This window comes from Solwaraspora sp. WMMA2059 (assembly GCF_027497315.1).
Taxonomy (GTDB): domain Bacteria; phylum Actinomycetota; class Actinomycetes; order Mycobacteriales; family Micromonosporaceae; genus Micromonospora_E.
The window spans coordinates 1,029,658-1,053,493 of sequence record NZ_CP114908.1 but is presented as its reverse complement, the minus strand read 5'-3'; the positions used below and the strand labels follow the sequence as shown (position 1 = coordinate 1,053,493).

The window sequence follows — 23,836 nt, the reverse complement described above, 5'->3', positions numbered from 1 at the left end:
CATGCGCGTGCTCGCCACCGTGTTCGCGACAAAGCCCCACCTGTACAACCTGGTGCCGGTGCTGTGGGCGATGCGCGCCGCCGGCCACGAGGTCTGCGTCGCCAGCCACCCCGACCTGATGGAGACCATCGGACGGACCGGCCTGACCGGGGTGCCGGTCGGCAACGAGCTCAACATGATGGGATCGTTGCAGGAGAAGGGGGACGACAGCGCCGGAACCGGCGCCACCTGGGAGAGCCTGACCTCCGGCATGACCGAGACCCGGTCGGAGCGCCTCACCTGGAACTACGTGCTCGGTGCCTTCACGATGGGTTGCTCGGCGGACTACGAGTACCTGACCGACCAGGTGATGCTGGACGACCTGGTGGAGTTCGCCCGTGGCTGGCAGCCCGACCTGGTGATCTGGGACGCGTTGACCTTCGCCGGGGCGGTCGCCGCCCGCGCCTGCGGCGCCGCGCACGCCCGCATGCTGTTCGGCATCGACTACATATCCCGGATGTACGACAACTACCGGACGCTGCTCGACGAGCAGCCCGCCGACCGGCGCGACGACCCGGTGGCCGACTGGCTCACCGGCCGGCTGGCCCGCGCCGGCGTCGACGCCGTGGTCACCCCGGAACTGGCCAGGGAGCTGATGACCGGGCAGGTCACGGTCGACCCCACCCCGGCGTGGATGCAGCTGGCGCTGTCGGTGAACCGGCTGGCCGTGCGGTACGTGCCGTTCAACGGACCGAGTGCGATCCCGCGGTGGATCTACGATCCGCCACGACGGCCACGGGTCTGCCTGTCCCTGGGTGTGTCCGGCCGGGAGCTGCTCGGCGGTGACCTGGTCTCCGTGGCCGACCTGCTCACCGCACTGGCCGAACTCGACATCGAACTCGTCGCCACCCTCAATGCCGACCAACTCGCCGCCGTCACCACCCTGCCCGACAACGTCCGCGCCGTCGACTTCGTCCCCCTCAACGAACTCGCCCCCACCTGCACCGCCATCATCCACCACGGCGGCTTCGGCACCCTCGGCAACGTCCTCGTCCACGGCATCCCCAGCCTCACCGTCCCCGCCCCCTGGTGGGACGAGAAAGACCTCGGCACCCACCTGCACAACCGCCACGCCGGCATCCACCTCGACCCACACACCCTCACCCCCGACACCGTCAAGACCGCCCTGCACCAACTCCTCACCGACCCCACCTACCAACACCACGCCACCAACGTCCAACACGACATACTCACCACCCCCACCCCCAACGACGTCACCACCCAACTCGAACAACTCGCCGCCGATTCATGGAGCCTGCGATCGTGACCACTTCGCCGCCCAACTCCGGAGTCCGCCTGGGGGTCGTCCGTGGCATCAGCTACGGCATGTACGGCCGCCCGGAGCGCTTCGTGCCCCAGGTCCGCGCCATGAACGCCGGCCTGATCCGGGTGTACGTCTACTGGTCGCAGATCGAGCCGGTGTCCGGCCGGTTCGACTTCGACGTCGTCGACGCCCTGTTCGATCAGCTCGACGGCACCGAGGAGATCTGGGTGACGGTCTGCTCCAGCTCGCCCTGGGCCACCCGGGTACCGACCCGGCTGCTGCCGCCGTCACCGGCCAAGAGCCTGCGGCGGTACGGCAAGTTCGTCGAGCGGCTGGTCCGGCACTGCGCCGGCCGGGTGCACTACTGGCAGTGCGACAACGAGCCGACCGACAACGCGTTGTTGTGGGCCGGCAGCGCGCCGGAGTACCTCGCCCAGCTCAAGGTGCTGCACAAGGCGGTCAAGAAGGTGGACCCGCAGGCGTCCGTCGTCCTCGGCGGCGCACCGTTCATGCTTCCGTTGTCGGCACCGGACAGTCACGAGCGCCGGTTCTTCGATCTGCTGCTCGACCAGGGCCGGGACCACTTCGACCTGTTCGACCTGCATCTGTACGGACCGACGACGATGATCCCCGAGCACGTGGAATCGGTCCGCGACCAGATGCGCAAGTTCGGCTACGAGAAGCCGGTCGTGGCCGGCGAGTACAACGGGCCCTGGCCGGCGCTGTTCCCGGAGGCGATGGCGATCCTCAAGGAGCCGGCCGAGGCGGCCGGCGGGCACGGCCGCCAGGCCGAGCACGACGCCATCGCCAAGCTGTACGCCCGACGCGAGACGTTGCCGCCGACGCTGCAGATGTTCCTGCTCGACTGCCCACCCGACCTCGAAGACAAACGCTACCGGATCGCGTGCCGGGAGATCGTCATGCGCAACCTGCTGGCGTTCTCCGTCGGTATCCGGCGTACCGCCTGCTGGAACCTCGCACCGGAGGCCGCCGGCTTCGCCAACCCGTACTCGCTGATGGACGTGATGTTCCGGACGTTCGCGCTGATGGACTACGCCGGCGACGAGCTCGCGGTCCGTCATCCCAACGCCGAGGCACTCGCCCTGGTGGCCGGCCAGCTCGACGGGGCCGAGCAGGTCGAACGGGTCCCGGTCGCGGATCGGCCGCAGCAGTACCTGTTCGACGTGCGGCGGCCGGGACGTGGACCGCTGCTGGTCACCTGGATCGACCGGGACCCGTTCCACGGCGAGGACGAGCCCGACGTGCAGTTCGACTGGTCCTGGACGGCGGAGCGGGCGTACGCGGTCGACGCGCTGGGCCGTGCGGTGCCGGTGACATCCCGCGACGGTCGGGTGCACCTGCCGGTCGGCTGCACCCCGGTGTTCGTCTCCGCCGAGGCGATCCCCGCGAAGTCCGGAGGTCACTGAGGATGCGAGTGCTGTTCACCGTCTCGTCGTGGTCGACCCACTACTCGACGATGATCGCCGTCGGTTGGGCCGCGCAGGCCATGGGACACGAGGTCCGGGTGCTGTGCCCCGCGTCGGAGACCACCGCGGTGTCGAACACCGGGCTGATCCCGGTGCCGGTGCTCGACGGCGTCGACATCGTCACCAGCAACCGGTTGGAGTACTACCGGGAAGCCGCCGAGGGCCGGTGGCGCTACCCGTGGCTGCCGCTGCATCCGCTGACCGGCGAGCCGCTGCGCGGCCTGGACGAGTTCGACCTCGCCGGGTACCGCCGTACCGTGGAACCGGAGCTGGCCGCCCGCGCGGCGCGCGGCTTCGACGCGGCGGTCGAGTACGCCCGCCGCTGGCGACCGGACGTGGTGCTGCACGACCCCACGAGCCTCGAGGGCCTGCTGGCCGCCCGGGTGGTCGGCGTTCCGGCGCTGCTGTGCCTGTGGGGTCCGGTGGGCACCCACGAGCCGGAGCACCGGCGGATCGTGCCGACCGACATCAGCGGTTCGTTCGCCCGGCACGGTGTCGGCGAGTTCAGCCTCGACCTGATCACCCATGTGGTCGACCCGTGTCCGGCGGCGGTCGCCCCGCCGGTCGGTGGCGAGCGGGTGCCACTGCGGTACGTGCCGTACAACGGTTGCGCGCCGGAGCCGGCCTGGCTGCACGACACTCCGGCCCGGCCCCGGGTCTGCATCGCCTGGTCGACGGCGCTGTCCACGATGTCGGGACCGAACTCCTACCTGCTGCCCGAGCTGATCTCCAGCCTCGACGGTCTCGACCTCGAGGTGGTCGTCACCGCCACGGCGGCGGACGTGGCGGCGCTCGGCGCGGTGCCGGCGGGGGTCCGGGTGCTGGAACGAATGCCGCTGCGGCTGCTGCTGCCCGGTTGCGCCGCGATCGTCCACCACGGCGGCAGCGGTAACACGATGACCGCGCTCGTGTCCGGCACACCGCAGCTGCCGATCACCTTCACCACCGAGACCACGGTCACCGCGGAGCGGCTGCACACCGCCGGTGTCGGCATCCACCTGCAGGGCGACCTCGCCGACCGGCAGCGGGTGCGCGACGCGGTGCTGGCGCTGGTGTCCGACCCCGGCTACCGGGCCCGTGCCGGTGAGGTGCGGGACGAGATCCGGCTCAGGCCGACCCCGGTCGACCTGGTGACGAACCTGGAGAAGTTGGCGGGCGGTTGAACCGCCTGCTCGTTCGGTAGGGAGTGACAGGTGAAGGGCATCATCCTCGCTGGCGGGTCGGGGACCCGTCTGCATCCGGTGACATTGCCGATGTCCAAGCAGCTACTGCCGGTCTACGACAAACCAATGATCTACTATCCGCTGTCGGTCCTCATGCTCGCCGACATCACCGAGATCCTGCTGATCAGCACCCCGCGTGACCTGCCGCAGTTCCAGCGGCTGCTCGGTGACGGGTCGGCGCTGGGCATCAGCATCAGCTACGCGGAGCAGCCCAGCCCACGCGGGCTGGCCGAGGCTTTCATCATCGGGGCGGACCACATCGGGGATGACTCGGTCGCGCTGATCCTGGGTGACAACATCTTCTACGGGCCCGGCCTGCCCGAGGTGTTGCAGAGCAGCGCCCGTCAGCTCGGCGGTTGCGTCCTGTTCGGCTACCCGGTGACCGACCCGTGGCGTTACGGCGTGGGCGAGACCGACCAAGCGGGCAACCTGATCTCGTTGGAGGAGAAGCCGGAGCGGCCGCGGAGCAACACCGCGATCACCGGTCTGTACCTGTACGACAACGACGTCATCGACATCGCCAAGAACGTCCGCCCGTCGGCGCGCGGCGAGCTGGAGATCACCGACGTCAACCAGGTGTATCTCGACCGGGGCAGGGCCCGGCTGGTCGAGCTCGGCCGCGGCTTCGCCTGGCTGGACACCGGCACCCACGACTCGCTGCTGCAGGCCGGGCAGTACGTGCAGGCGCTGGAGCAGCGCCAGGGGCTGCGGATCGCCTGTGTCGAGGAGATCGCACTGCGGATGGGGTTCATCAGCGCCGAGGCGTGTCACGCGGCCGGGGCCGGTCTGGCGAAGACCGGGTACGGCCAGTACCTGATGACCGTGGCGGCCGAGCACCGATCGAGGAACGGCTGACAGCCCGGGGAGACGTGCGATCCGGGCGGCGGTACGTTGTACCCGCCGAAGTGCCCCGCCCGGCGCGTCGACGTGTCGGGCGGGGCACCACCCCCGGACGGGGGCACCACCCCGGACGGACCGCGCCCCTTGACGGGGCGCAGCCGGATCAGCGGGCCACGAGAGTACGGGCCGGAGACATCGGTGACTGCCCGGAGACCTCGTACTGCGACAGCTCCGACGGCAGATCGGCGCGGCGGGTCACCTTCAGCTTCCGGTAGACCCGGGTGAGATGCTGCTCGACGGTGCTGACGGTGATGTACAACGTGCGACCGATCTCCCGGTTGGTGTGCCCCAGGGCGGCCAGCGCGGCCACGTTGCGTTCCGCCTCGCTCAACGCGGCGACGCCGGTCGGGCCGACGTTGTCCGCCGCCGGCGGCTCGACCGCCGCCCCTACCTCGACCGGTCCACCCGCCGCCTGACAGACCTTGAGTTCCTGTTCGGCGCGGCGCAGCACCAACCGGGCCTGCCCGAGGTCGCCGGCTTCCCGGTGCGCCTGGCTCAGGTCGGCCAGCGCGTACGCCAACTCGAGCCGGTCGCCGCAGCGTTCCAGCAGCTCGATGGCCTGATGCAACAGTTCGGTCCGGTCCCGCGCCGCGCCCACGGCGGCGAGGACCCGCAGTGCCGCGCCACGCGCCCGGTCCCCCGCCCGCTCCATCCGGTCGGAGACCAGGTGCCGGCCCTTGCCCCGCAGGCCGACCCGCAGATACGCCTGGGCGAGCGGGCAACGCCACGGGATCATCGCCGGTACGTCGACAGCCAGCCGCTTGAGCAGCTCACCACAGCGTTCCAGTTCGTCCACCGCGGCCAGTGGCCGACCGGCGGCCAGACTGTGACTGCCGCTGGCGTACAGGTAGTGGGCACCAGCGACGGTATCGAACATCGCCTCGGGGACGGCGGCGTCCAGCAACGCGGCCGCCTCGTCGAGGCGTCCCATGGCGGTGCGGGCCAGGACCATCGTCGCCAGCGGCAGCCCGACGAGCACCCCCCAGTCACGCGCCGGCAGGATCGCCAGCGCCTCCGCCGCCGCCACGTCCGCACCGGCCAGATCACCACGCCGCCAGGCGAGGTCGGCCCGGACCCAGCTCAGCAACGCGCGCCCGGCCCCGGTGCGGCGCCGCTCGGTGCTGTCGAGCAGGGTCTGCGCCCAGTGGCGGGCGTGCTCGGGGCGTCCGGCGTACTCCAGCACCAGCAACGCCAGGGCGGCGACTTCCGGTGGCGCCTCACCCGCGCAGCTCTGCAACGCGTGCTCGGCGCTGCCCACCGGTGGTGTCGCGGATCGGGCCAGCGTGAGCTGCGCCGCCCCGGCCAGCGGCCCGCCGGGTGTCGGGGCCGGGGTCACGAGCCAGCCCTGGACCGGCTCGGCCAGCCGTTGCCAGATCGGCCCGTACACCCATTCCAAGGTCAGGCGCAGCTCGGTGAGACTGGTGGCGTCCGCCGGACCGTGGCGTCCGCCGACGGCGTCGACGGCGTCGAGGGCTGCCGTCAGCTCTCCCTGCCAGAGCAGGTGGCGGATCACCGGTGCGGCGTCCCGCCAGGGCAGGGTCCCTGCGCTCAGCGCGGTACGTAGCTGGGGCAGGTGGGGGGCGAGTGCGGACGGATTCGCCCGCCAGGCCAGCCGGGCCAGGACGGCCCGCAACGCCAGCCGCTCGTCGTCGTCGCAGTTGCGCAACGCCAGGTCGAGGCAGCCGACCGCGAACCGGTCGTCCTCGGCGATCACCTGTTCCGCTGCGTGTCGCAGCAGGCGTACCGCCCATGGCCCCGGGACCGCGTTGGCGGCCACCAGGTGCCGGGCGACCTCGACCGTCTCCGCCGACCGCCCGTACAGCAGTTCGGCCGCCCGCAGGTGCCACCCGGCGAGCTTCTCCGGGGCGATGCCCGCCAGCAGGATGTCGCGGATCACCGGATGGCGGATGCAGTCGCTGACCACCAGCCCGGCGGCCCGCAGCACGTCGAAGGCGGGTCCGAGAGGCCGGTCGGCCAGTCGGAGCAGCTGTGCGGTGAGCTCCTGGGTGGCGCACTCACCGAACAACGCGATGCCCCGCGCCACCACCAGGATCTCCTCGTCCCAGCGGGTCACGCAGTCCCAGACATCCTGGTGGAACACCGGCCCGGCGACCGGCGCGACGCACGCCGCACCCGCCAGGTTCGCCGCGCCTGAGGCGTCTGCGACGCCGGCCGGGTCTGCGGCTCTGGCGGCATTCGCGGCCCGGAGCTGGTCCTCGATCAGCGCATGGGTCAGGAGCGGGTTCCCGCCGGTGATGGCGTGCATCCGGGCGGCGAGCCCGGCGGGTGTCCCGGAACCGCCCAGCCGGCGAGCCACCAGGTCGGCGGTGCCGGCGCAGGTCAGCGGGGCAACCGTGATCCGGGTGTGCGGCTGCCGGGCCACCTCGGCGTGCAGTTGGGTACGCGGCAGGCTGGGCCACTCCCATTCGGTCATCGCCAGCAGTACGCGGGCCGGCCGGATCCGCCGCCGGAGGCTGACCAGTACCTGCAGGGACGGTCGGTCGGCGAACTGAATGTCGTCGATGGCGATCACCACCGGCCGGTCGGCCGCGAGCTCCAGCAGCAGTGCGCACAAGCCGTGCACCGCCCGCGCGTCCAGTCCGCCGCCGTGCGGCGTACCGCCAGGTCCGGGCAGCGCCGCCGGAAGCGTCAGTTCCGTCATCCGACCGGCAATCTCGGGTGCCAGCGGCGCGCTGCGGATCAGCTGCCAGACGACCCCCAACGGCAGTTCACGCTCGGCCCTGGCGCCTGTCGCGCTCAGCACCAGCGCCCCGGTTGCCGCGGCGCGCTCGGCGAACGCGTGCAGCAGTTCGGTCTTACCGGTGGCCGGACCGCCCCGGACCAGGGCGACCCTGCCGCGTCCCGCAGCGCTCTCGGCCAGCAGATCGGTCAGTGACGACAGTTCTCCGTTTCGTTCTACCAGCATGGCTTTCCCCGATCCTTCTTGGTCGCGCGGATTCCCCCATCCGCGCGGTCGATATGGTCGTCGCACCGGTCACGGCCACTCGTCACGCTGCACCCCGAATCCACGGGACAGCGCCGCGCGATGCAACGTGCAGGCGAGCCGTACGTCGAGCGCCCACGCCCCGAGCAGGTCGACCAGCAGGATGTCGTCGGCGCCGGTGCGACCGGCGTGCTCACCGGTCAGCAGCTGTCCCAACTCGGCTTCGATCGGCCGGACGTCACGGCTCGACCTGCCCGGTCGACCCGTTCGACGTCGGCGCGGCCGCAGGCCGCCGGACCGGCGAGCTCCAGCGGCTGCCGGCGACGGTTGCCCGCCGTGCGGCGTCGGCCACGTGTCCTCAGGCGACGACTCGACACACCAGGGCGACGGCTCGTAGGTGGTGTCGCCGTCGACGGTGTGCCCGCAGGCGGCGCGGCCGGAACCTCCCGGCCGGCTCAACGACGCGTCGTCTACATAGATTTGCCGTGCCTGGTCGACCACCCCGCCGGCGAAGCCCACCCTGGCGGTGTTGATCAGCAACGCACCACTCGCCGGGACACCGATGTCCAGTCGGTCCGGTCGTGGCACCAGACCGACCACCAGGGTGGCGCCGAAGACCGCGTCGGCCGCCGCCTCGGTCACCGTCCAGCCGACGCCGGCTCGGTCGAGCTCAGCCAGCAGCTGCGGTTGGACGCGCTCCTGCGAGGACGCTCCGGCACCGTGAAAGATCGCCACGTGGCTGAGCCCACCGGCCCGGCCGAGGATCAGTGGGAGCAGCAGGCTGGTCGCGGATCCCGGACCGAGCATGGCGGCGGTCACCGCGCCCGGGGTCACCAACGCCCGGACGGCGATGGTGGCGAGCGCCGCCATCCGGGAGGCGGCAAGCGCCCGGGCCGGCAGCACGCAGCGCCGGCCGACCCGTTGGTCCTCCAGCAGGACGAGATCATCCGGCCCCGGCAGCTGGATGATGCGTCCGTCCGGCATGTCGTCCCCCACCTTCCCGGTCACCCCGTCGCGTAGCTCCTCGGCGAGCAGGTCGACCGCGTCAACCGCGTACAGCGCGCTGACCAGCTCGTCGGTGTTGAGCTGAAGGACGCGGCCGCTCATTCGACAGTGGCTCCCTCCAGCCGGTGACCAGGAGGCCGCTCAACGTGACGCGGCGGCCTGGGCGGCAGGCTAGCCACGGCGGCTTTCCGAACGCTCTCGATGTGCTCTCAGTGGACCGAGAGTCCATCGAGAGCGGGACGCGACATGCTGCGGTCGGTCCACCAACGGATGCGTCGAGAAACAACACGGAGGCGACAGGACATGCGATTCCACCGGGAGTTGAGCCCGACGTCAACCCGCGCACGTTCGCCGAGGACCCCGTACACACCGCAGCTGCTCGGGTTGCTCGCGGCCGCCGCCATGCTCGTGGGGGCCGTGACGACAGCGGCCGCCGGGCCGCAGACGCAGGCCGGTTCCGTCCCGGCCGAAGCGACCAGCGATCCCAGCGACATGCACTGGTGACGAGGACAGGTGGCGAGCCGGCCAGACCCGCTGCTGGACCACTTCGATGGGGATCCGACCATCGGCTCCATTTGTCACACCTGGCCCTCGGCGTGCCCGAGGTGATCGTTTCCAGAGAGGATCCTGATGAGAGAACTGGCCAGACGTACCTTGGCGGTGACAGCGGGCCTCGCCGTCGTGCTGTCACCAGGCGCGGCGACCGCCGCCCAGGCCGGCAGTTCCCAGCCCACCCTGCAGGTCGTCGCCAGCGGGTTGAACAACCCTCGGCACCTGGTCGTCGACCGGGGCACGATCTGGGTCGCGGAGGCCGGCGTCGGCGGTGACCTGCAGTGCATCATCACCCCTGAGGGTGAGCAGTGCCTGGGGCACAGTGGAGCCATCACCACCGTCCGGAACGGAGTCGTGACCCGGGTCATCGAGGGCCTGCCGTCGCTCGGCGCACCCACCGACGGCTCGTACGCCACCGGGCCGGCCGACCTGTCGCTGCGCAACGGCCGGCTGACGGTACTCATGTCCACCTCGGGGATCGACCCGGTCACCGGAGAGAACCCGTTCGGCGCCAACGGTCCCGAGATGGGCCGGCTGCTGCACTTCATCTGCCCGGGCGCCGGGCACGTGCGGCTCGGCGCCGACTTCGGCGTCCACGAGGCGCGGCACAACCCCGACGGCGGTGCCGGGGCACCCGCGGGCGCCGAGATCGAGTCCAACCCGTACGGGATGGTTCCGTTCCGGGGCGGTTTCGCGGTAACCGACGCCGGCGGCAACGATCTGCTCTGGGCCACCCGGGGCGGCCGGATCAAGACGCTGGCGGTGTTCCCGACCAAGGACGTCGGCGGCGGCTGGCAGCTACAGAGCGCGCCCACCGCTGTCGAGGTCGGCCCGGATGGGGCGCTGTACGTGGCCGAGCTGAGCGTCGTCGCGGGAACCGCCCGGGTCTACCGGGTGGTGCCCGGCCAGGAGCCGACCGTCTTCGCTGACGGGTTCACCCTGCTCACCGACCTCGCCTTCGACCGTCAGGGGCGGCTGCTGACGCTCTCGATGGCCAAGGACGGCGCGATCTTCCCGCCGAGTCACGGCGAGATCGTCCGCGTCGAGCACGACGGAAGCAAGACCCACTTCTCGCCGGAAGGGCTGATCGCGCCGACCGGCATCGCGGTCTCCGGTGACGACGTCTACGCCACGAGCCAGGGCGTGTCTCCCGGCATCGGCGAGATCGTGAAGCTGCGCCTGCCGTGACCGACCGGTGCGGTTGTCCCGGCGCCGGGACAACCGCACCGTCACCGGCGGCCGGCCCGCTGCGGTGCGGCGAGTTCCAAGGCCGACCGGCTGGACCGGATCTGGTCCAACCAGCGCGCGGCCTGTTTGGAGTCCAGCTCGGCCAGCAGTCGCGCGGCCCGTTCCAGACTGTCCGCCGCCTCGGAGAGGTTGTCGTTCATCGCGTGCAGGTCACTGAGCACGCTCAATGTCCGCGCCTGCCAGAGCACCGAGCCGAGGTCCTCGAACAGCCGGCTCGCGCCGGCCAGGTACTTCGCCGCGGCGACGGTCCTCCCGGCGGCCAGGCACAGCTCGCCCAACGCGTACAGCGCCTCCCCTTCGACGAGCCGTTCCCCGACCCGCCGGGCCAGGTCCAGAGCGTGCAGCAGGGTCTGCTCGGCCCGCTCCGGCCGTCCGTCGCGGGTGTCGACGATACCGAGGCCGTAGAGCGCGTACACCTCGCCGATCCGGTCACCGATGTTGCGTACGATCAGCAGGACCCGGTGCAGCGCCTGCCGGCTCAGCTTGATCTGCCCGGTGCTCAGATGAAGATGGGCGAACTGGTGCACCACCTGGGCCTCGCCGCGCAGACACCGCACCTTGAGGCAGATGGTCAGCGCCTCCTCCAGCAGTGACCGGCCACGCTCGGTCTCCCCCTCGTCGATCCAGAACTTGGCGACGCTGCGCAGGATCTGCGCCTCGCCCATCTCGTCACCGACGGCGCGCAGCGCGGTGAGAGATCGCTCGTAGTTGCTCAGCATCGCCGAGGTGTCCCCGCGCAGCCCTTCGATCAACGCCACGTTGCGCAGCACCAGCCCGCAGCCGTGGGTGTTCTGCTCACTTCGGAAGATCGACAGCGCCGCGGCGAAGTACTCCCCGGCGGTGGCGAGCCGCTTCTGGAACATGTGCAGCGTGCCCAACGAGTAGAGCATGGCTGCCTGCCCGTTGCGGTTGCCGGCCTGGGTGGTCGCCGCCAGCCCGATTTCCGCGCTCTCCCGCCACAACTCGTAGTAGCCCTTGCTCTCGAACAGGGTCACCGAGGTGAGGGCCAGATCCCAGCAGTGGTCGTGCATCCCGTACGCGGCGGCCTGTCGGATGGCCGCGACGATCGCGAACCGCTCGTTGTCCCACCAGTCCCGCTCGGCGCCCCACCAGTCCAGTGCGGACCTGGACGACGGACCCTGGCACGACGGACGCCACCGAGGGGCGCCTCCGTGCAGCAGGGTGAAGTCGCCGCCGTACTCCTTGCGGTGCGCCTCGTCGGAGAGGGTGAGCCAGGCACCGAGAACGCGGGCGACGGCGGCGTCCCGCTGCGCCGGACTATCGGTGGCGCTGAGCATCTCCTGGGCGTAGACCCGGATCAGGTCGTGGCAGCTGTAGCGGACCCGGTTGCCGGCGTACTCGACGGTGTCGAGCATGCGGGCGTCGACCAGGCTCTCCAGCAGGTCGACCGCGTCCAGCAGGTCGGTGTCCAGCAACGCCGCCGCCATCCAGGCCGGAAAGTCGCGTACCTGGACCAGGGCGACGAGGCGGAACAGCCGCTGCGCCCGCGCCGCCAGGCTCCGGTAGGTGAGGGCGATGCTGGCCCGCAGCTCCAGTCCTCCGTGCGAGAACTCGTCCAGCCGGCGCGCCTCGTTGCCCAGCCGGCGGACCAGATCGGCGATCCGCCAGTGCGGGCGTGACGCCAGCCGTGCGCCGGCGATCCGCAGCGCCAGGGGCAGGCCGTTGCAGAAGCGGATCAGCTCCAGCGCCGCCGGCTCCTCGGCGCGGGCCCGGTCATCACCGACGATCTTGTGTAACAGTTCCATCGACCGGGCGGCGTCGAAGGGTGCGACATCGACGCGCAGCGCCCCGGGAAGCCAGGCCAGCCGTCGGCGGCTGGTCACGATGACCGCGCAGGTGGGGCTGCCGGGGAGCAGCGGAAGGATCTGCTCTTCGCAGGTGACGTCGTCGAGCACGACCAGCACCCGGCTGCCCGCCAGCGTGCTGCGGTACAGCGTCGCGCGTTCCTGGAGATCGTCGGGGATCGTGGAACCACTCACCCCCATCGCCCGGAGGAATCTGGCCAGCACCGCACCCGCGTCGCTGCCCTGCGGGTTCTGGAACTCGCCGTACAGATGGCCGTCGGGAAACTGATCGGCAATCTCGTGTGCCACCCGGAAAGCGAGACTCGACTTTCCCACACCGCCCACACCGGAGATAGCGACGATCCGCATCGAGTACGGCGCCAACTCATTCGACGACTCGCCGGTCAGCGCCTCCTTTATCCGTCCTATCAGCGAATCACGCCCAGTGAAGTCGGCGATGCTGAATGGCACCTCGTGCGGCACGATCGGCTGAATCGACGACGATTTCCCGTCGACTCCGGCATCTATCACCGGCCGGGGCACGATGGGCTGTTGATCCAGCGCCGGGTCACGATTCAGAATCGCCCGTTCCAGGTCCTGCAGTTCCTGCCCCGGCTCGATGCCGAGTTCCTTCACAAGCACGGCGCGCGCGTGCCGGCGGACCTCCAGCGCCTCAGCGGGGCGCCCCGAGCGGTACTTGGCGAGCATCAGGTAGCCGTACAGCCGTTCCCGGAGCGGATACTCGTGCACCAGCGCGGTCAACTCGTTGACGACCTCCCCGTGGCGGCCAAGGGCGAGGTCGAGCCGGACCCGCTCCTCAAGGGTGGACAGCCGCTGGTCGTCCAGCAGCACGGCCCCCCGGCGAACCAGCCCGCTGTGGATGTCGGCGAGCGCCGGCCCCCGCCACAGATCGAGTGCCTTACGCAACGTCGTGGCCGCGGCGGCGATCCGTCCGTGTTCGGTCTGCTGGCGCGCCTGCGCGACGAGGTCGGCGAACAGCTCGCTGTCCAGTTCGTCCCCGGACAGGGTGAGCAGGTAGCCGTGCGGATGGGTCCGGATGACGTCCGGCCGCCCGGCGGTACCGAACAACTTCCGCAACAAGGAAATGCAGGTCTGCACCTGGCCGCGGGCGGTCGACGGCGGGTCGGTATCCCACACTGCCTCGACAAGTTGCTCGACGGTGGTCACACGGTTCACGCTGAGCGCCAGCATTGCCAGAATGGCACGCTGCCGCGGCCCACCAATATCCAGTGATCGACGGCCGCCTATCAACTCCAGTGTGCCGAGAAGTTTGACATGCATATCGCGACGAACCCCCGCAGTCGAGCACCCTTCGCACATCACACCATACACGCGCTACCTTTCAGGCACCAGCACCCTATTACGGCCGCATATCCGCATATGTCCCAGATCGAATACCCCACCCACGACGCCGCCGACCGAGGGGTTTGCCACCGGTCAGATTCGACAAATGCCGCCGCAACCCCACACAGGGAATAGCCTGAGTCACCGACAAGCCGCGTCACAACTCCGATCAGCACAAGAATCGTCACCCACAGTAAGTGAACAACGGCAGGGTCGGCGCATCTGACAAATCACCGACCGTACTGCGAAAGTTGATGCCTGGTTTATCCGCTAGGTGCAGCTAAACTGTATATGTCGACGTCCGGCGCCGGCCCGGGCCACGGCCGGGCCACGGTCCGCCGCCCAGCCGGCGAACAGCGCGAACCAGTCCCCGGTCCCCGTCGACCCCTGCAGGAGGGACCGTGCCGCGCCGTGGGCGAGGCCTGCCGACTCAGCCCGCCACCCGCAAACCTGGGCACCGACGGGGAGAATTCAGACGGACATGTCACACCCGCCTGACCGGCGGCGTCGCGAACACCTGAATGACATCGATATCATCAGCGCCGATCGACACCAGCCTCGGGAATCGACCAGTAACTGAATGTCAGCCGGCGGATCGCAGACGTGACCGGCTTGCCCATCGATGGATGTTCCGGCTGACGTCGAGCAGACGCCTGGCCTGCGGCGTCGCGCGTACCTGAATCGCCTTCATCGCCCGACGAGGCGAACAGACGCGACAAGCAGGCGGCCCCGGATCCGGCCACAACTGTCGTCGAAGGCCGAAACCGGGGACACGATGGACTGATCCGATCAGTACGCGGTGCAGGTCACCGCCGACGAAGTGCTCGTGCCGTTCCAGGTGGCGATGAAGCCGAAACTGGTGCTGGCACCGGCAGCGAGCCGACCGTTGTAGTCGACGTTGCGCGCCGTGACGGTCGGGCGAAGTACATCGCGGTACCGGGCGCCCCGGCCGCCGTCCCGCCGACAAACGCCCGGGCCCGCAGCTGGGTGGAGCGGGTGAAGCGCAGCGCAGGCCCCGGAGTAGAGCGTGGCCTGTGCTGTCGGCAGCTGACCGTTGGTGGTGTAGCGGATCTGTGCGCCGCTGACCGTGGTACTCAGCGACACCGCGACCTCGCCCTGGAAGGTGCCACTGTGCACCGAGAACTGGATGTCGCCGACCAGGTCCTCGGCCGCGTCAGCGGCCGCGATCTGGTCGGCCGCAGCGAGCGGACCGCTGCCAGACTGGCCGCTACCGGTCTTGTCAACGCCGGTTTGGTCGACGCCGGTACCCCGGTCGCTGCCGGCGACGGGTTCGGCGCCGGCCGGCGGTGAGTGGGAGACGAGCAGCCCGGCGACCAGAGTGGCCGCGAACGCGACTCCCACGGCGCGGACGGCCGCCGGCGCGGCCCCGGTACTAGGGACGGTTAGACGCACGATGCCTCCTGTTCGATGTGGCGTACGACGGTCGGCGTCAGGTGCGTCGCCGGGCCCGACGGCCGATTCGACGGCACAGGGATGCCGCAGAAGTGCCGACGCAGGGCGCGTCGCCACGGGCCGTCCGGCAGGTCCGGCCGCAGCGCGGCCAGGCCGGTCGCGTACTTGGAGATGCGCATCGGTCGGATGCAGCCGCGCCACAGCAACCGGTCGGCGGCAGCGTCAGGCTCGCCGACCCGCACTGCCAGCGCAGCTCGGTGTCGATGGAGCCATTCCACTGGAACGAGGACCGACGTGCACGGATTCGTGCCGAGCTAGACGCCTTCTTCTTTCACCTTTACGGGATCGCTCGCGACGACGTCGACTACATACTCGAGACCTTCCAGTCTGAGACCGGCGGCCTCAAGAACAACGAGATCGCCAAGTACGGCACCTACCGCACCAAGGACCTAGTGCTTGCCGAGTACGACCGCATGTCACCCGCCGGACCGAGCCTGGAACATCCGCTCGTCGACGGCGAGAACTACACCTCGACCTTGACCCCTCCACCCGGCTACGGCCCCCGTCACACCGCTGCGCCGCATACTTCCGAAGTCGGCAAGTGACTGCGTAGAACCGACACAGGCCCCCTAAAGGGCATTAGTGGCTTTCGGCGCGTGCCGGTCTACTTTCTACCGGATGTCGGTCACCACGCAAGCCGATCTGATGTGCGAAGCTAGGCGCATGCGCACGGAGCTGGACGTGACGCTGAGCGGCCCCGTGGGGGGGATGGACGCTCGGCAAGCTCTGGTACGCCTGGAAGAGGTACTTGACCTGCTCGCAGACCTGGAAGACGCCGACCGGAGACGTCCCGTCGGTCAGCGGCGGGTGCCGAGAAGCACCTGGACCTTTGCCCGGCTGGGGCTGGGAAGCGTACGAGCAGCACTGGCTCCCCTGGAGCCAGGACCGGGCGCAACCTTCGACGAACTGGACGCGCTGAACGTTCGCGCTGTCGATGGCTTCGAGCAGGTCGAAGGTGCGGAGCTGCTGCCCGATGGTTGGGGCGTCAACGCTGCACGCACCGCGCGTCGGCTTGCCGGCCGCCTTGGAGCGACACCCGACACGGGGATGAAACTCTCCCTCATCGTCGACGGCCAGGTCCGCAAGTCGGTGGCGGTGACCAGGCGCGCTTCGGTCAACCTCGACCGGGCGCTGAAAGTACGCCGAGAGTCGATCGGCTCGATGTCTGGCTCGATCGACTCGATGAGCGTGCGCACAAAGCCATTCCTTGGTCTCTGGTCGCCCCGTGGAGAAGGCCGGATCAAAGTTGACCTGCCGCCGCAGCTCGTCGAAGCCGCGAAGCAGGCGCTCGGGCACAACGCTGTGGTCCGTGGTCGGATCAAGCGCAACGCGGCAGGCCAGATCCTGGGGATGAGGGCGACCAGCATCGAAGTCCTGCCGGCGGTGGCGGATGCTCCCCCCTTACTAGGACTCGTCGGCGCAGACCCAGACCTGACCGGTGGGCTCAGTCCTCTCGCCTACCTGGAGGAAGTGCGTGAGCAGGCCCGATAAGCCAGATAGCGTCTACCTTGATTCCTGCGGCTTGATTTACGTCCTCACTCGGTATCCGGGATACGAGCCGATCGAACGCCTCCTGGCGTTGTCCGACGCTGGCCAGCTGACAATCATGATCTCGCCGCTGAGCCTGGTGGAAGTGCGCGGCCAAGGCAGGGCGTCGTTCGACGCGGCCAAGGACAAGCAGGCACGCTCCCTCGTCGACAACCCCCGCTTCCTCATGATCGAGTTCGATCGCGAGGTCGCTGTGAAGGCGAGAGATATGGTACGGCGCTTCAAGCTGAAGAACTTCGATGCGATCCACTTGGCCTCGGCCGTTGTTGGACAGGCAGACACGTTGATGACCTACGACAAAGGGTTTCCTCAGGGCCAGAGCGTTGACGGGGTCTGGGTCGACGAGCCGTACACCTACGGCGGACCGGATCTCTTCACAGATCGATGACGCACCGGGCAGCCGGCGCATCAGACGCCGGAGCCAGTGGCTGTCGCGATGACCTACCGCCTGACACAGGTCTCCGTAGCTCGATCGTTGACTACGAGTCCTGTTCGGGCGGCTCAGCCACAAAGACGCCGATACCGGTGCGACCGATCAGCTCGTCCAACTCGATCATGGAGTCGACGGCACGGCGTACGGTCATGTGACTGGTGTCGTACTCGTCGGCCAGCAGCCGGACCGACGGAAGCTTGCTGCCCGGCGGGTAGATTCCGGCCCTGATCTTCGCCCGCAGATCATCCCTGATCTGGCGCCAAAGCGGCTGGGCGTACGGCATAGGTACAGCCAAGCAACCATCCTGTCCTCCGTCCCCAGCATCCCCTTGCTGTCTTTACAGGCTTTATAGGTCTGGTAGGCTCGCCGTCGTTGTCATCGACGTTCGGGGAGGAAGTCGTGGAGCAGCGGAGCAGGCGGGGGCGGGTAGTGCCTCGGCAGGGCGTACTCGTGGAGCCGTGGCAGGTCAGGGCGATGCAGTTCGACACCCGGTGGCGTGGGCTGGACCCGGCGGCGGTGTACGCGTACCTGCGGCAGCTCGCCGACGAGCTGGACCGGCTCACCCGGCAGGCCGCCGTCGACCGGGCCGAAGCCGACCGGCTGCGCGAAGGGCTGCGGCAGTGGCGGCAACGCCACGTCGGCTGCCGGTTCAACGACCCGCCCGCCGGCGTCTACCGCTCGGAGCACCAGCGCCAGACTGGCGGCAACGGAGGCCAGTGGTGAGCGACGAGCCGCGCTGGACCATCCACCTGCCGACCCGGCTCACCGACATCGAGGCCGCCGCCCGGTTCGCCGCCGCGCTGCGCGACTCGCTGGCCCACTTGGACGTCGTCGACTTCGCCGAAACCACGCTGTCGGCCACCGACCGCCCGTCGCTGCGTAACCGGGTATGGGGTGACCTCGACCCCGACCCAGCCGGCGGCGACCCGGTCAGCGACCGCACCGCGCCGGCCGATGACTGACCCCATCCCCCGCCAGGTCGAGATCGACCACCTGACGGAGCTGGTCGACCGGCACGCACCGCGCGTCGGCGGCTGCGCCTGCGGCGACCCGCTCACCCCCACCGGGCGGTGCTGGCGCACCGAGGTCGCGCTCAGCCGGCTCCGTGACCTCGGCGTCCAGGTCGTCGCCGCCGACCAACCGGAGGATGCCCGATGAGCATGCACGTCCCCGTCCGCCCCAGCTGGGCCTGCGCCGGCTGCGGCCACGCCTGGCCGTGCCTGGACAGCCGACAACAACTCACAATCGAGTACGCCGACGCCCGCGTCTCCTTGTCGGTCTACCTCGCCACCAACATGGTCGAGGCGATGACCGACCTGCCGGGCGGGAGCGGCAACTTCTACTGGCGTTTCCTCGGCTGGCTGTGATGTCGATGTCGATCCTGCGCCCCGGCGACGAACCGATGCACTACGACGACGGCTCCCACCGCTGGATCCCGCCTGACCCGGATCATGACCAGGCGACCTGGGAGAACCAGGTACGCGAACACCAACGCGAGCATCGCGAGCGCCCCGATCCGCCCCCGCCCCGCTACCGTCTCATCCGGAGAGCCGCCGCCGGGTGAGGCGGCCCGGCCGCACGCCCAGCGGAAAGAAGGTGGTCGACGTGGTCCAGGCTGCGATGGTGCGGCGGGCGGCCGCCGCTCGTGCCACGACCAACGCGTGTGCCTGGGGCCCGGCGATGGCGGCGGCCGGCACCCTGGCCGCTGTGCTAGTCCTGGCCCGCCAGGCCCGTCCCGTCGTCGAGGCCGCCGCCTGGTCGTGGCGCTTCGCCGAGCAGGCCCTGACCACCATCATCGGCCCCATCGGCACCGCCCGGCTGGCCGGCTGGGTGCTGCTGGTCGCGGCACTGGTCGCCGGCTGGCGTACGGCCGCCGCGATCGGGGCGGGCGCCGCCGTACTGGCCGAGCTGGCGGTGCTGGCCACCGGGGTACGCGACCATGCAGCACCCGGTTGGCACCTCCTGCTCGCCGTGGTCGTCGCCGTCCCGCTGTGCGGGTCACTGCTGCTTGCCGCCCGTGATGGCTGCGATCAGCGACCGCTTCCGGGACGGTTCTGGGCCGCAGCGGCCGCGATGGGGCTGTGTGCATCGCTCAGCGCCGCTGGCGCGCCGCTGGTGGCGGATCGTTTCGGCAACACCGTGGCGATCAGCACCATTCCAGTGGCGCGCATCGGGTTCGGCGCTCTGGCCGTGGTGGCGCTGTTCAGTCTCGTCGCGGTACTGGCGCTGCCGGTTGCCGTACGCCGCCGGGCGGTGGTGCTGCTGGCAGCCGTGGCTGCGTTGCTGGCGACGACGCAGCTCGGCTATGACGAGGCGTTCATGTCAATGCTCGACTACCCGGTCCTGCGCGACCAGCCAGCCATGGCGTTGGCGCTGGCCGCCGTGGCAGCGACCGTGGTGCTGACGCTCGGCACACTCGCGGTGCGTTCAAGGGAAGGAGCGAGCAGGTGACACCGACACCCCTTGGCGATGCTCGGCGAGACCTCGCGGAGATGCTGCCCTGGACGAAGTACCTGCCGGACTCCGATGTCGAGCAACTACTTGGGGAGTTGAGCGCCCTGACGCGGGACGTAGGGTCGCTGTCGGCGCTGGATTCGACGACCACTCTGCTCGCGCAGTGGCGGCACACGGCGGAGGTCTACCGCGAACCGGCGCTGCTGGAAATCATCAGCCGGGAGCCGGAGGGCGACTTCGGAGCGGTCGAGCCACCGGGAGGTGACCTCAGATCACCCTGACCTTGTCGAGGAAGAACCTGTCAACCCGAATACACCGGTGAACCACAGCTCGCCGAGCCCGACCTCGCCATGCAGTTCCCGTTCCATGGCCCGCACCGTGTCCGGGTCGATCGCGGGGATACGCGACGCGGCGGCGCCGGGTCGTAGAGCAGAGCGAGCAGAGCGAGAGCCCGGATCGAGCCGTACGACGCCTCCTGCAGGGTCGTCGCACCCGGTAGCCCACGCTCCACCAGGGTGAGTACAGTCCCCTCACCGGCACCACCGATCGGCCGGAACTGCAGTTCCTCCAGGCCCGGGATGAAGGCTCGCGCGTCGCGCTGCAGCGCGGCGAACTGGTCGCTGTGCTCATCGGCCAGGTAGGCGAGGAACGACGCCAGGTTGCTGGCGTCGTTGGCCAACTGCCGACTGCGCTGCTCCGTCGACGGCAGGCGGGCCGCAGCCACGTCGATGTCGAACACCCGGAAACTGGCGAACATGTCAGCGAGCGCTTCGACCTGCTCGCCGCCCTCCTCGGCACTGAGTTTGGGCAACGTCGACGAACCCAGCGAACCCTCGCGCAGACTGGCTCTCCGCTCCCCACCCTCGGGGCCGTGGAAGGTGACCTGGTTGCCGGAGACCGCGATACGCCGGCCCGGTCCGGCGGTCCGTTTGAAGGCGAATGTCTCGGACCGCAGCAGGTAGTAGCGGTCGGTCTGGCCGCGTAGCTTCCCCCGGGACACACCGAGCTGGTAGTTGTCGGTGGCTCTTAGATTGCTGTTCTTGGTGACAGCGGCTTCCACCTCGATGGTGATGCTGGGCCGCTGGTCGCCACCGCCCCGGAACAGTACCCGGTCGAAACCACCGCGTCGCTCCAGCGCGGGCCCGAGGTCCTCCCGGGTGGCGTCGCCGAGGAAGGCGATCACGTCGAGGAGGTTGGACTTACCGGCGCCGTTGGGCCCGACGAGTACGTTGAGTGCGGCGAGCCGCACCTCCACCGCCCGGAGGCTGCGAAAGTTGCTCACCTTGAGCCTGAGCAGGTACGGGGGATGTCGGACGGCCGCGGCAGCAGGCTACCCGCTTGGCGCAGCGCCGCCAGCCAGGCGCAGCAAGTTGCCCGCTTCGAATTGCCAAGGACGCAACCAGTCCCTTCCAGCGGTGTCCGATAACCGCCTCCGGCGGGCCGAACGAACACCCGGCAACTCGTACGGCTGGCCGTTGTCCATTGACGCGCACTCTGGTTGCATTGCCCGGGTTCTGGAGTGTGCACACTAGACGGGAGTCGCCGATGGTCGCGGCGCAGGAGACGACGCTGCAGAAGTTGCTCGAAGGCACCAAGCAGTACCGGGTGCCGTTGTACCAGCGGACGTACTCGTGGTCCGAGCAGCAGTGCAAGCGGCTCTGGGAGGACATCAAGAAGCTCGCCGACGACCGCCGCGCAGACCCGGCCGCCAGCCACTTCATCGGCTCGGTGGTGCTGGCGCCCAGCCCCGGGCTCGGCCCGGTCGGGGTGCAGGAGTTCCTGGTCGTCGACGGGCAGCAACGCCTCACCACGCTGTCGATCCTGCTCTGCGCCATCCGGGACCACCGGGCCGAGACCGAGGATCCGATGCACCGGGGGCGGATCGAGCAGCTGTACCTGGTCAACCAGTTCGAGTCCGATCCGCACCGGCTCAAACTCGTGCCCACCCAGGCTGACCGGGACGCGTACCTGGCCTGCGTGGAGTCGACTCCGCAGGTCGGCGGCAGCGACCACGTCGGTTCGGCGTACCGCTTCTTCGCCAGCCGGCTGATGGAATACGACGACGTCGAGGACCCGTTCGACATCGCGCGGATCGAGAACGCCGTCATCACCGGGTTGGCGCTGGTGGCGGTCACCGCGCAGGCCGGCGACAACGTCTACCGGATCTTCGAGTCGCTGAACAATACCGGCCTGCAGTTGACCCAGGCCGACCTGCTGCGCAACTACCTTTTCATGCGGCTGCCGACCCGGGGCGAGACCGTCTACAAGTCGCTGTGGTTCCCGCTGCAGGATACCCTCAACCGGGAGGACCTCGAGCTGCTCTTCTGGCTCGACCTGGTGCAGCGCAACGGCCGTGCCAAGCAGACCGACATCTACGCCGCGCACCAGCTGCGGCTCAACGCGATGCGCGGCGAAGCGGAGATCGAAGCGGAGGTACGCCGGTTCAGCCACCTCGGCGCGCTGCTGAAGATCATCCTGCACCCGGAGAGCGAGCCAGACCCCGAGGTCCGGCGGCGGCTGACCCGGCTGCATGCCTGGGGCGCCACCACCGTCTACCCGCTGCTGCTGCACCTGCTGGACCGCCGTGCGCAGGGCACCGCCACCGCCGGGCAGGTCATCGCGGCCATGCGGTACGTGGAGAGCTTCTTCGTCCGCCGCCTGGTGATCGGTCGGGCGACCGCCAACGTCAACCGGATCCTGATGTCGATCGTCACCGAGATGGACGCGAAGCTCCCGGTCGACGAAGCGGTCCGGGCGTACTTGTCGACTGGCCGTAAGCACTACGCAACCGACGCGCAGATCCGCTCGTCGACCAGGACCATCCCCTTCTATCTCAACGGACGCGCGCATCAGCGCAACCTCGTACTTCAGTGGTTGGAGGAGGCGCACCGCAGCAAGGAGCCGGTGGCAGCCGACACGCTCACCATCGAGCATGTGCTGCCGCAGACGCCGACCGCGCAGTGGCGGCAGATGCTCAACGACGACCTCGGGCCCGACGAGAACTTCACCGACGTGCACGAGTCGCTGGTGCACACGATCGGCAACCTGACCCTCACCGGATACAACTCCGAGCTGGGCAACAAACCGTTCGACGCCAAGAAGGCCGCGTTGGCGAAGAGCCCGATCGTGCTCAACCGGGACATCGCCCAGCAGGAGCGGTGGGGGCGGCCGGAAATCCAGGCCCGCAGCGAGGCGCTCGCCGAGCAGATCATCTCGCTCTGGCCGGGTCCGGTCGAGGCCTCCCGCGACAACGACTCCGACGTGCCGTGGGACGTGATGAACCGGGCCCTGGCCGAGCTGCCCGCCGGTTCGTGGACCACGTACGGCGACGTGGCCGCGCTGATCGGCAGCCACCCGGTGCCGGTCGGGACGCGGCTGGCGAACCATCCGGTGCCGAACGCACACCGGGTGCTGCAGACCGGCGGCACCGTCTCACCGGGCTTCCGCTGGCCCGATCCGGCCCGTACCGACGACCCGCTCGACCTGTTGCGGGCCGAAGGGGTCGAGTTCGATGGCAGTGGGCGCGCCGCCCCGGAGCAGCGGATCCCGCTGGACGAGCTGGCCCAGCTCGCCGGGCTCAGCACCGATGATCTGCCGCGCCCCCGGTCACCGCGATCCAGCGCGGCGCACGCCGAACGCTTCAACACTCAGCTGGCCCAGCTGCAGGACCCGCCGGTGGTCGCCGCCGTGCAGGCTGTTCGCGACGGCTGGACCGCGCTCGGCGGCCGCCTGCTTTACGGCACCGGCGACGAAACGTCGTGCTTTCTCATCGCACGCGGCAAGGACCATCGGCTCGGCAGCATCTGGCCGGCGACGATCTACCCGAGTGGCAAGTTCGAGATCGTCTTCCAGCATCTCAAGAACCGGATGCCGTTCGACGACATGGCGCTGCGTGAGGAGTTCCGGCAGCGGCTCAACAAGATCCCCGGGGTGTCCATCGCGGCGGCCCGGATCGGGCTACGGCCGGGTTTGCGGCTGTCGGTACTCGCCGACCCGGCGGCCCGTGAGCTGCTGATCGAGCAGCTCGACTGGTTCTACCAGCAGGCGCAACCGCCGGCCGAGGACGACGCCGACGAGGGTGAACAGTTGAGCTGAC

21 protein-coding genes and 2 pseudogenes are annotated in these 23,836 nt (G+C 69.7%); 16 read left to right on the top strand and 7 right to left on the bottom strand.

From position 1 onward, the window contains the following. The first annotated feature begins 1 nt into the window (after nucleotide 1). The 4 genes from O7553_RS04875 to rfbA are packed head-to-tail and all read left to right on the top strand — an operon-like array spanning nucleotide 2 to nucleotide 4,868. Nucleotides 2-1,306 (top strand): activator-dependent family glycosyltransferase, encoded by a 1,305-nt coding sequence (locus O7553_RS04875; protein WP_281553669.1) that lies wholly within the window; start codon nucleotides 2-4, stop codon nucleotides 1,304-1,306. Continuing rightward, complete coding sequence (locus tag O7553_RS04870) at nucleotides 1,303-2,730, top strand: hypothetical protein (protein ID WP_281553668.1); 1,428 nt, start codon at nucleotides 1,303-1,305, stop codon at nucleotides 2,728-2,730. The genes O7553_RS04875 and O7553_RS04870 overlap by 4 nt, the downstream gene beginning before the upstream one ends. 2 nt (nucleotides 2,731-2,732) lie before the next feature. Next, nucleotides 2,733-3,953, top strand: coding sequence for a nucleotide disphospho-sugar-binding domain-containing protein (locus tag O7553_RS04865; RefSeq protein WP_281553667.1), 1,221 nt, complete (start codon nucleotides 2,733-2,735; stop codon nucleotides 3,951-3,953). 30 nt (nucleotides 3,954-3,983) lie between these two features. Further along, a complete protein-coding gene (gene rfbA / locus O7553_RS04860) occupies nucleotides 3,984-4,868 on the top strand; it encodes a glucose-1-phosphate thymidylyltransferase RfbA (protein ID WP_281553666.1) in 885 nt (294 codons plus the stop codon). 148 nt (nucleotides 4,869-5,016) lie between these two features. Here the strand turns inward: rfbA and O7553_RS04855 are convergent, their stop codons facing one another. Beyond that, the gene (locus O7553_RS04855) at nucleotides 5,017-7,839 is read right to left on the bottom strand and encodes a LuxR family transcriptional regulator (RefSeq protein ID WP_281553665.1); all 2,823 of its coding nucleotides are present in this window, start codon (nucleotides 7,837-7,839) and stop codon (nucleotides 5,017-5,019) included. Nucleotides 7,840-7,908: 69 nt separating this feature from the next. Further along, complete coding sequence (locus O7553_RS04850) at nucleotides 7,909-8,964, bottom strand: hypothetical protein (RefSeq protein ID WP_281553664.1); 1,056 nt, start codon at nucleotides 8,962-8,964, stop codon at nucleotides 7,909-7,911. A gap of 528 nt (nucleotides 8,965-9,492) precedes the next feature. Between O7553_RS04850 and O7553_RS04845 the strand changes: the two genes are divergently transcribed. Next, nucleotides 9,493-10,602, top strand: a complete 1,110-nt coding sequence (locus O7553_RS04845; protein WP_281553663.1) for a ScyD/ScyE family protein — start codon at nucleotides 9,493-9,495, stop codon at nucleotides 10,600-10,602. Nucleotides 10,603-10,643: 41 nt separating this feature from the next. Here O7553_RS04845 and O7553_RS04840 read toward each other — a convergent pair whose 3' ends face one another. From O7553_RS04840 to O7553_RS30115, 3 genes and pseudogenes are all read right to left on the bottom strand, one after another. Next, nucleotides 10,644-13,769, bottom strand: a complete 3,126-nt coding sequence (locus O7553_RS04840) for an AfsR/SARP family transcriptional regulator (protein ID WP_281553662.1) — start codon at nucleotides 13,767-13,769, stop codon at nucleotides 10,644-10,646. An 852-nt stretch (nucleotides 13,770-14,621) separates the two neighbouring features. Further along, nucleotides 14,622-14,744, bottom strand: a pseudogene (locus tag O7553_RS04835) (cellulose binding domain-containing protein); the annotation flags it as partial. A gap of 142 nt (nucleotides 14,745-14,886) precedes the next feature. Then, a pseudogene (locus O7553_RS30115) lies at nucleotides 14,887-14,936 on the bottom strand (hypothetical protein); the annotation flags it as partial. A 401-nt stretch (nucleotides 14,937-15,337) separates the two neighbouring features. Here O7553_RS30115 and O7553_RS04830 point away from each other — a divergent pair. The 3 genes from O7553_RS04830 to O7553_RS04820 all read left to right on the top strand — a co-directional run bounded on the left by O7553_RS04830 (nucleotide 15,338) and on the right by O7553_RS04820 (nucleotide 17,241). Then, nucleotides 15,338-15,850, top strand: coding sequence for a hypothetical protein (locus O7553_RS04830; RefSeq protein WP_281553661.1), 513 nt, complete (start codon nucleotides 15,338-15,340; stop codon nucleotides 15,848-15,850). A gap of 73 nt (nucleotides 15,851-15,923) precedes the next feature. Continuing rightward, the gene (locus O7553_RS04825) at nucleotides 15,924-16,796 is read left to right on the top strand and encodes a hypothetical protein (protein ID WP_281553660.1); all 873 of its coding nucleotides are present in this window, start codon (nucleotides 15,924-15,926) and stop codon (nucleotides 16,794-16,796) included. Then, nucleotides 16,780-17,241 carry a type II toxin-antitoxin system VapC family toxin gene (locus O7553_RS04820; protein WP_281553659.1) on the top strand — a complete coding sequence of 154 codons (462 nt, stop codon included), beginning with the start codon at nucleotides 16,780-16,782 and terminating at the stop codon, nucleotides 17,239-17,241. The genes O7553_RS04825 and O7553_RS04820 overlap by 17 nt, the downstream gene beginning before the upstream one ends. 91 nt (nucleotides 17,242-17,332) lie before the next feature. On the opposite strand, the gene O7553_RS04815 is transcribed toward O7553_RS04820, so the two are convergent. Beyond that, complete coding sequence (locus tag O7553_RS04815; RefSeq protein ID WP_281555475.1) at nucleotides 17,333-17,569, bottom strand: GntR family transcriptional regulator; 237 nt, start codon at nucleotides 17,567-17,569, stop codon at nucleotides 17,333-17,335. A gap of 116 nt (nucleotides 17,570-17,685) precedes the next feature. On the opposite strand from O7553_RS04815, the gene O7553_RS04810 reads away from it, so the two are divergent. Genes O7553_RS04810 through O7553_RS04780 form a run of 7 tightly spaced genes read left to right on the top strand, consistent with a single transcriptional unit; the run spans nucleotide 17,686 to nucleotide 20,021 of the window. Beyond that, complete coding sequence (locus O7553_RS04810) at nucleotides 17,686-18,009, top strand: DivIVA domain-containing protein (protein ID WP_348651190.1); 324 nt, start codon at nucleotides 17,686-17,688, stop codon at nucleotides 18,007-18,009. Further along, entirely contained in the window at nucleotides 18,006-18,248 is a 243-nt protein-coding gene (locus O7553_RS04805; protein ID WP_281553658.1) for a hypothetical protein, read from the top strand. The genes O7553_RS04810 and O7553_RS04805 overlap by 4 nt, the downstream gene beginning before the upstream one ends. Then, nucleotides 18,241-18,444, top strand: a complete 204-nt coding sequence (locus tag O7553_RS04800) for a hypothetical protein (protein WP_281553657.1) — start codon at nucleotides 18,241-18,243, stop codon at nucleotides 18,442-18,444. The genes O7553_RS04805 and O7553_RS04800 overlap by 8 nt, the downstream gene beginning before the upstream one ends. Then, on the top strand, nucleotides 18,441-18,653 hold the full coding sequence (locus O7553_RS04795) for a flavin reductase (protein ID WP_281553656.1): 213 nt from the start codon (nucleotides 18,441-18,443) through the stop codon (nucleotides 18,651-18,653). The genes O7553_RS04800 and O7553_RS04795 overlap by 4 nt, the downstream gene beginning before the upstream one ends. Then, a complete protein-coding gene (locus O7553_RS04790; RefSeq protein WP_348650103.1) occupies nucleotides 18,653-18,850 on the top strand; it encodes a hypothetical protein in 198 nt (65 codons plus the stop codon). Before O7553_RS04795 ends, O7553_RS04790 begins: the two co-directional genes overlap by 1 nt. Continuing rightward, nucleotides 18,847-19,737 carry a hypothetical protein gene (locus O7553_RS04785; RefSeq protein ID WP_281553655.1) on the top strand — a complete coding sequence of 297 codons (891 nt, stop codon included), beginning with the start codon at nucleotides 18,847-18,849 and terminating at the stop codon, nucleotides 19,735-19,737. Before O7553_RS04790 ends, O7553_RS04785 begins: the two co-directional genes overlap by 4 nt. Beyond that, nucleotides 19,734-20,021: a hypothetical protein gene (locus tag O7553_RS04780; protein WP_281553654.1), complete on the top strand. Its 288-nt coding sequence runs from the start codon at nucleotides 19,734-19,736 to the stop codon at nucleotides 20,019-20,021. The genes O7553_RS04785 and O7553_RS04780 overlap by 4 nt, the downstream gene beginning before the upstream one ends. 20 nt (nucleotides 20,022-20,041) lie before the next feature. On the opposite strand, the gene O7553_RS04775 is transcribed toward O7553_RS04780, so the two are convergent. Beyond that, entirely contained in the window at nucleotides 20,042-21,037 is a 996-nt protein-coding gene (locus O7553_RS04775; RefSeq protein WP_281555472.1) for an AAA family ATPase, read from the bottom strand. 248 nt (nucleotides 21,038-21,285) lie between these two features. Here O7553_RS04775 and O7553_RS04770 point away from each other — a divergent pair, with 248 nt between their 5' ends. Beyond that, nucleotides 21,286-23,835, top strand: coding sequence for a DUF262 domain-containing protein (locus tag O7553_RS04770; RefSeq protein WP_281553653.1), 2,550 nt, complete (start codon nucleotides 21,286-21,288; stop codon nucleotides 23,833-23,835). The last annotated feature ends 1 nt before the right edge of the window (nucleotide 23,836 follow it).

Bases quoted from the DNA above. Each gene is read 5' to 3' on its own strand.
- O7553_RS04875 (WP_281553669.1), top strand. From the start codon at position 2: ATGCGCGTGCTCGCCACCGTGTTCGCGACAAAGCCCCACCTGTACAAC.
- O7553_RS04865 (WP_281553667.1), top strand. From the start codon at position 2,733: ATGCGAGTGCTGTTCACCGTCTCGTCGTGGTCGACCCACTACTCGACG.
- O7553_RS04855 (WP_281553665.1), bottom strand. From the start codon at position 7,839: ATGCTGGTAGAACGAAACGGAGAACTGTCGTCACTGACCGATCTGCTG.
- O7553_RS04850 (WP_281553664.1), bottom strand. From the start codon at position 8,964: ATGAGCGGCCGCGTCCTTCAGCTCAACACCGACGAGCTGGTCAGCGCG.
- O7553_RS04845 (WP_281553663.1), top strand. From the start codon at position 9,493: ATGAGAGAACTGGCCAGACGTACCTTGGCGGTGACAGCGGGCCTCGCC.
- O7553_RS04840 (WP_281553662.1), bottom strand. From the start codon at position 13,769: ATGCATGTCAAACTTCTCGGCACACTGGAGTTGATAGGCGGCCGTCGA.
- O7553_RS04825 (WP_281553660.1), top strand. From the start codon at position 15,924: ATGTCGGTCACCACGCAAGCCGATCTGATGTGCGAAGCTAGGCGCATG.
- O7553_RS04815 (WP_281555475.1), bottom strand. From the start codon at position 17,569: ATGCCGTACGCCCAGCCGCTTTGGCGCCAGATCAGGGATGATCTGCGG.
- O7553_RS04800 (WP_281553657.1), top strand. From the start codon at position 18,241: ATGACTGACCCCATCCCCCGCCAGGTCGAGATCGACCACCTGACGGAG.
- O7553_RS04795 (WP_281553656.1), top strand. From the start codon at position 18,441: ATGAGCATGCACGTCCCCGTCCGCCCCAGCTGGGCCTGCGCCGGCTGC.
- O7553_RS04790 (WP_348650103.1), top strand. From the start codon at position 18,653: ATGTCGATGTCGATCCTGCGCCCCGGCGACGAACCGATGCACTACGAC.
- O7553_RS04770 (WP_281553653.1), top strand. From the start codon at position 21,286: ATGGTCGCGGCGCAGGAGACGACGCTGCAGAAGTTGCTCGAAGGCACC.